The following is a 6399-nucleotide window of genomic DNA, read 5'->3' as shown; positions in this document are numbered from 1 at the left end:
GTTTGAGGGAGGTTTTAATGCTAGCATTTTGGAGATAAAGGGTTACTTCAAGGTGAATTTCCAGCTCATCCGCCCACTTACATATTTGCATAGAAAGAATTATGCCATAGCCACCGCCGGGGTGGCTGTCTGGATTAAAATGTCCGTTTGTATAGATGATGGATGACTGGAATCCCTACCATGAGATGATGAAAAAGCAATAAGGTGGAAGAGGCGCAATGAAACAATGGAAAGTTGGAATATTACTACTGAAATTTTGCACCCATAAAACTCCCGAAATTTCAGGGGGGTACATTAATAAGCTTATTTTTCTGTGCTTGAAAAATCACGAAAAGAACTGATCGCAAGTATATCCCATGACCTGCGTACCCCGATCTCGTCCATTCGCGGCTATGTCGAAGGTCTGGAGGACGGCAGCCTCCTCAAGGCATTGCGAAGTTTGTTGCCTTTGTCGAAACAACCGTGATGGTATTACAGTTCACTCAACATTCAAAATGTGAGTTATTAGTAAAGGAGATTACCATGCTAAAACAAATAGAAAACAGAAGAAGCATCCGTAAATATCTAAATAAAAAAGTTGAAAAAGAGAAGCTTGTTCAAATATTAGAAAGCGCCAGACTAGCACCTTCTGGAAGCAATACGCAGCCTTGGACATTCATAATCATTGAATCGGAAGATACAAAAGAAAAACTTTCAACTGCCGATCATCATCAAAAATGGATGATGACAGCTCCGATATTTATTGTGTGTGTAGCAGATATTCGATGCCGTATTTCCATGGGTACCAAAGTCAGGCTTGACGAGAGCAGCTCTGAACCGGAACTTAAGCAAATTATTCGAGACACAGCAATTGCAATGGAACATATATTGCTTGAAGCGGAACATCTGGGGTTGGCGACCTGTTGGACAGCCTGGTTTGAGCAAGATGCTGTCAGACCTATCCTGAACATTCCGGATGATAAATATGTGTGCGGAATCATTACGTTGGGATATGGTGATGAGGCACCAAAACAGCGACCGAGAAAAACGATGGAAGAAATTGTCAGATACGAAAAATGGTGATGAAACTGTTAGAAGTTTAAATGACTCAACTTTCGCAGCTCCAATCAGTGAGATAAAAGCCTTGACGCGATGATTAGAAGTTAAGGAAGAGACTTTCTTAACCGTTTCCGCACTTAAAAAGGTAAGGGACCGACGCCAAGCATAACTGTAAAATTATTGGATTTTTAGGTTTATTGGAACATTTTAACAGTAGATGTGGGAATGGAAAGGGAGAAGGAAATGAACGTCGAAAAAGCTACAATATCCGATGCCCAAGAAATACTGACACTTCAAAAGTTAGCATATATGAGCGAGGCCAAGATCTATAACGATTTTGCGATCCAACCTTTAAATCAAACATTAAATGAAATTGAGAGAGAATTTGAGAAGAAAGTTGTTCTTAAAGTAGTAACTGATGGAAAGATAATCGGATCTGTCAGAGGGTTTTGTGAAGAACGAACTTGTTACATCGAGAAATTATTTGTTAACCCGGATTTTCAGGGGCATGGCTTTGGAACAAAACTAATGGAAGAGATTGAAAGCATTTTTTACAATTGTGACAGATTTGAGTTATTCACGGGACATAAGAGTCTTAATAACCTTCGTTTATATACAAAATTGGGTTATAAAGAATTTAAAACCATAAACGTTGCCAGTGAATTATATTTTATTTTTTTGGAGAAGAATCTCAATAGTTAAGCTGTGGCGAGTAAGGTGCTGGTGGATATAAATTGATCTTATGAGGTAAATTCAATGAATGATATGAGCTTTTTATGAATTTTTCATTCAAACCATACTATTAGAGAAATATTAAATATGGGTTGATCGAAAATCACTCAGTTAGTAACTTAATACAAATAAAATGACGCCTTGTGGGCTAAACGTTCATGGCGGCTACCGTCTGATTGTTCGCACAGACGGCAAGCAGATTGATACCAGTGTTTATTTAGAAGAGTTGACAATAAGTGAACGATCGTTTATTATAGAATTATCATTAATCTTATCCGAAAATTTAGGCGGTGCGCATGAGAAAAAGAGATGATGAAAAGCAGCGATGCATCAAGAATGCAGTGGTCCGTTTGATTCTGGAAGAGGGGTTCCAGGGTGCATCGATTTCCAAAATTGCAAGGACCGCTGGCGTATCTCCGGCAACAGTATATATCTATTATGAAAATAAGGAGGCTATGCTTCGAGAAATTTATCTGGAATATACTGAAGTTAGGATTCAGTATTTGCTTCAATATATTAGCCCCAATATGGCGGGGGAAGAAATCATTGCCCAATTGATTCGACGATATTATCACTTTATTCGTGAACACAAAGAGGTTTTTCATTTTATTGAACAATTTAGTGCTTGCCCTGTTCTTCAGAACAGTTGTGGTTTGATGAAGGGACCGGCGGCTTTAAATCAGTTGTTGACGGATTTAAAGCAACGGCAGATTTTAAATAATTTTAATAATGATAATTTGTATGCTATTTTGTTTTCCCCGGTAAAAATGATTGCCGTAATAACCTGCGAGCCTGAAAATATAGCCATGAAACGCTTGAATGAGTTGATTTATATCATTCAAAAAGCACTAATTAAAGATTATTGAAATCCAGTCGAATCAAGAACCATTCACTTCTAAATGAGTCGATTAGTTCATAAGCGAGGTGTAATAGCTCGCTTCAATTTTTCTCAATAATTAAATGATCATTCGTTTAATAAAGAAAGGATAATGTATATGATATTATCAATAGAAGATCTTGTATTGTTGCCGGGCATGACCTATCCCTTAAAGATCGATCGTCTCAGCGAGGATGAGTTGACTTGCTTTCGTGATAAAAATGAAGAGATAGTGGCCTTGCCAGTCAAGCGGCATCGGGACCGACATGAGACCAAAGTGGAGGATTTCCACACAACAGGCGTTGCTCTTGAAATCCTAAAGGTGAATCCCAGCGAAAAAGGATATCGTGTTCAAGTGAAGGTCTTAAATCGAGTGACCGTAATGGATATCAACGTTGGGGAAACGATGATCACTGGAAAAACAGTGGCGGCACCGGAAGTAATCGACCTCAATGAAATTAGCCAAAAGGAAATGATGGGCTATATTAAAACGACAGCTCATCAAATTGGAGCTAAATTCAGAGAGGCCGACGGCATTTTAAAAGCAATTGATGAGATACAAGATCTCAATGTTCTGATTGGATACATCTCGCAATTTATTGCTTTTTCAAAGGAAGAAAAATATGCCTTGATGGAAACAGCGTCCTTAAAGGACCGCAGTTTGAAATTTATTGATTATTTTTTGCATCACAAAGAAGCGATTCAGCTTCAAATCGAAATGACGGAACGCTTTTCCGAAAGAGCAAATAAGAATTATCGTGAAGCAGTCTTGAGAGAGCAGCTCAAAGCGATCCAGAAAGAACTGAACGAAGACGAACCAGCCTCCGGCAAAAAGGATAAAGATTATAGAACACGCATTGAACAGGCGCACATGCCGGAAGAGATTAAAACGGCCGCACTGGATGAGTTAAGCAAACTGGAAAGACAGAATTCTCAAAGTGCCGACTATAGTGTGATCCAAAACTATCTAGATCTTCTTGTGGCCTTACCGTGGGAATTGAAGAAAGAAAAACTCGTCGATATTGGAGCAGCTCGACGTATCTTGGATGAGCAGCATTATGGCCTGAAAAAAGTAAAAGACCGCATCATCCAGCATCTTGCGGTCATGCAGCTGAAAAAAGATAAACAGGGTTCAATTCTATTACTTGTGGGTCCTCCCGGAACAGGAAAAACAAGCTTGGGTAGGAGCATCGCAGAAGCATCGGGCCGAAAATACACCAGACTCAGTTTGGGAGGTATCCGCGACGAGGCTGAAATTCGTGGGCACCGCAGAACTTATGTCGGTGCAATGCCGGGGCGCATCCTTCAAAGCATTAAAAAAGCCGGTGTCATGAATCCTGTTATGGTTTTAGACGAAGTGGATAAATTGATGACAGGTTATAACGGGGATCCGGCAAGTGCGTTGTTAGAGGTGTTAGATCCTGAACAAAATAGTACCTTTACAGATCATTATCTCGATTTGCCCTACGATTTATCGAACGTGTTTTTTATTGCCACCGCAAACTCGCTTGAAAATATTCCCGGCCCCTTGTTGGATCGCATGGAAGTCATCCAACTTTCAAGTTATACAACAAATGAAAAGTTTCACATCGGTAAAAATTATTTAATTGCCGAAGCACTTGAAGAACATGGTTTAACAGAAGCTGATGTTCAGATCAGGGATGAAGCTTTACAGAAAATCATTTCAGACTACACTATGGAGGCCGGTGTCCGGGGATTGAAAAAGCAATTGGCCGCCATTGCCAGAAGTGTGGTGGAAAAGATTGTTCTCGGAACAGTTGAAAGGCCATACCTAGTTGAAGAGGATGCTTTGGATGAGATTCTGGGCAGACATTCGTCAAGGCATGACATGGCTCAGGAAATTAATCCGCCGGGCGTTGTCACCGGATTAGCTTGGACGCCGGTCGGTGGTGAAATTCTGTTTATCGAAGCTACGGAAATGCCCGGAAAAGATCAAGTTATCTTAACCGGTCAGTTAGGCGATGTTATGAAGGAATCGGCCAGGATTTCGCTAAGTCTTTTGAAATCCCGGTTGCCCGTCAATGCCATGCACTTTAAAGATAAGGACTTACATGTTCATGTACCGTCCGGAGCTGTGCCTAAAGATGGACCGTCAGCAGGAATCGCGCTCTTTACTGCCTTTGCATCGTTGATTACAGGTATTGCGGTGGATGCAAAACTTTCCATGACAGGAGAAATTACACTGAGAGGTGTTGTTCTTCCGATTGGCGGATTAAAAGAAAAATTGTTAGCGGCAGATCGTGCTGGTATCACAAAGGTCTTGATTCCCAAAGATAATGTTATTGATCTCAAGGATATCCCGGAAGAAGTTAAAAATAAGATTCAAATTGTAGCGGTGGAAACCATCGAAGATGTCTTGAAAGAGACGCTAGGTATCGCTTTGCCTAAGCTTGAACATGTCCTGACAGAACCCGGAGTTTTTACAAGGCTGAAAGTTCAGGCCATTCCAGCGGATTGTCAATGAACCGATGTGTGGACACTCTACTGAACCCGCTGTCGAAGCGGTTCACGGTTCCCCTTTGTTTCTTTCGCAGTGAAATGGAAAGTATCGTGAAAAGTTGATCAGGGACCTTGCCGAGATAACAAGTACTCTGCAAGGTCTTTTTTCTGTTGAAAAGAAGGAAAATCCGAAATAACGTTGGGCCTGTGTTATAATACACGCAACAAGACTCGGAGCAGCGGGATATTAATATTGTAAGCAAGAAGTCATTTTAAAGCACACCTATACTCTTTTAACTCTGGCGGACGGTGTCAAGCATGTGTTCGCAGTAACACAATCGGGTTTGACGTAAACGGCGTTAATAAACTGGACGCGCCCAAGGAGGAAGTGAATGCGTTGCGCCAAGAGTACCCTTCTCCTGAGCAGCGAAGGAGGAGAATATTCCTTTGGCCCGTCGTCAGCTGACCGGTTCTTTGAGAGATATTCATGGCTGGATAATATCTTATGTTTAGGAGACGAGATGAAGATAATAGATGTGAAAGAAGACCATGGGATAAATGGGCTTGTTAATTTACAAAATCAGATATCACAATGTCGATTATGTCAGGATACCTTTAGATTCGAACCACATCCTATTGTGCTGGGTAATCATAATGCCCATATCATGCAGATCAGCCAGGCTCCCTCTAAAAGTGTGCATGAAACAGGGAAGCCGTTTAGCGATGCCAGTGGAAGAAAACTTCGCAGGGAATGGTACCGTATATCGGATGAGGAATTTTATAATCCGGATAATTTTTATATTGCGTCAATGGCCCATTGCTATCCCGGAAAGGCGCCTGGCGGGGGAGACTGCCGTCCGCCCAAGATTTGTGCGAAACAGTGGCTTCTTAAGGAAATGAAGCTTGTCGATAATGAAATCTATATCTTAATTGGCGGAATTGCAGCAGAATTTTTCTTCCCAGGCGAGAAAATTACATCATTAGCTTTTGAAGACAAACAAATTAATGGAAAACTTACCTATATACTCCCACATCCGTCCCCCTTAAATATGAAATGGTTTAAAGACTATCCTCAATTTACGGAAAAAAGGATTCTTAAAATACAAAAAGAAGTTCACAAAGTGTTAGGCATTAAAAGCCTTACCTAAATGTAACAAAAACCTATGTGTCCTAGTGTGAAAGGTGCTCGATTTTACCCTTTGCGGGATATCTGATTAACAGGAAGCGCATGGGAAGCATGATAATTAAAATAATCAGGGCAGAAAATATACTTGAAGCCACAACTGCGTTCA

General features: G+C 40.8%; 6 protein-coding genes and 1 pseudogene. All 7 read left to right on the top strand.

Translation table 11 applies throughout. The annotated features are described in order from the left end of the window. Positions 1–319: 319 nt before the first annotated feature. Positions 320–466, top strand: a pseudogene (locus tag DOT_RS29965) (histidine kinase dimerization/phospho-acceptor domain-containing protein); the annotation flags it as partial. 56 nt (positions 467–522) lie between these two features. Next, positions 523–1062 carry a nitroreductase family protein gene (locus tag DOT_RS22230; RefSeq protein ID WP_009623754.1) on the top strand — a complete coding sequence of 180 codons (540 nt, stop codon included), beginning with the start codon at positions 523–525 and terminating at the stop codon, positions 1060–1062. Positions 1063–1281: 219 nt separating this feature from the next. Beyond that, positions 1282–1740 carry a GNAT family N-acetyltransferase gene (locus DOT_RS22225; RefSeq protein ID WP_040413205.1) on the top strand — a complete coding sequence of 153 codons (459 nt, stop codon included), beginning with the start codon at positions 1282–1284 and terminating at the stop codon, positions 1738–1740. 163 nt (positions 1741–1903) lie between these two features. Then, positions 1904–2083, top strand: a complete 180-nt coding sequence (locus tag DOT_RS30745) for a hypothetical protein (protein WP_009623752.1) — start codon at positions 1904–1906, stop codon at positions 2081–2083. Further along, entirely contained in the window at positions 2067–2636 is a 570-nt protein-coding gene (locus tag DOT_RS22220) for a TetR/AcrR family transcriptional regulator (protein WP_009623751.1), read from the top strand. Before DOT_RS30745 ends, DOT_RS22220 begins: the two co-directional genes overlap by 17 nt. A 129-nt stretch (positions 2637–2765) precedes the next feature. Further along, a complete protein-coding gene (gene lon / locus DOT_RS22215; protein WP_009623750.1) occupies positions 2766–5132 on the top strand; it encodes an endopeptidase La in 2367 nt (788 codons plus the stop codon). A 367-nt stretch (positions 5133–5499) separates the two neighbouring features. After that, entirely contained in the window at positions 5500–6255 is a 756-nt protein-coding gene (locus DOT_RS22210) for a uracil-DNA glycosylase family protein (RefSeq protein ID WP_009623749.1), read from the top strand. Positions 6256–6399: the final 144 nt, after the last annotated feature.

Source organism: Desulfosporosinus sp. OT (genome assembly GCF_000224515.1).
Classification (GTDB): Bacteria; Bacillota; Desulfitobacteriia; order Desulfitobacteriales; family Desulfitobacteriaceae; genus Desulfosporosinus.
This window is presented reverse-complemented; position numbering and strand designations above follow the sequence as displayed.

Excerpts from the sequence above, each read along its gene's own strand:
- DOT_RS22230 (WP_009623754.1), top strand. The coding sequence starts at position 523 with ATGCTAAAACAAATAGAAAACAGAAGAAGCATCCGTAAATATCTAAAT.
- DOT_RS22225 (WP_040413205.1), top strand. The coding sequence starts at position 1,282 with ATGAACGTCGAAAAAGCTACAATATCCGATGCCCAAGAAATACTGACA.
- DOT_RS30745 (WP_009623752.1), top strand. The coding sequence starts at position 1,904 with ATGACGCCTTGTGGGCTAAACGTTCATGGCGGCTACCGTCTGATTGTT.
- DOT_RS22220 (WP_009623751.1), top strand. The coding sequence starts at position 2,067 with ATGAGAAAAAGAGATGATGAAAAGCAGCGATGCATCAAGAATGCAGTG.
- lon (WP_009623750.1), top strand. The coding sequence starts at position 2,766 with ATGATATTATCAATAGAAGATCTTGTATTGTTGCCGGGCATGACCTAT.
- DOT_RS22210 (WP_009623749.1), top strand. The coding sequence starts at position 5,500 with ATGCGTTGCGCCAAGAGTACCCTTCTCCTGAGCAGCGAAGGAGGAGAA.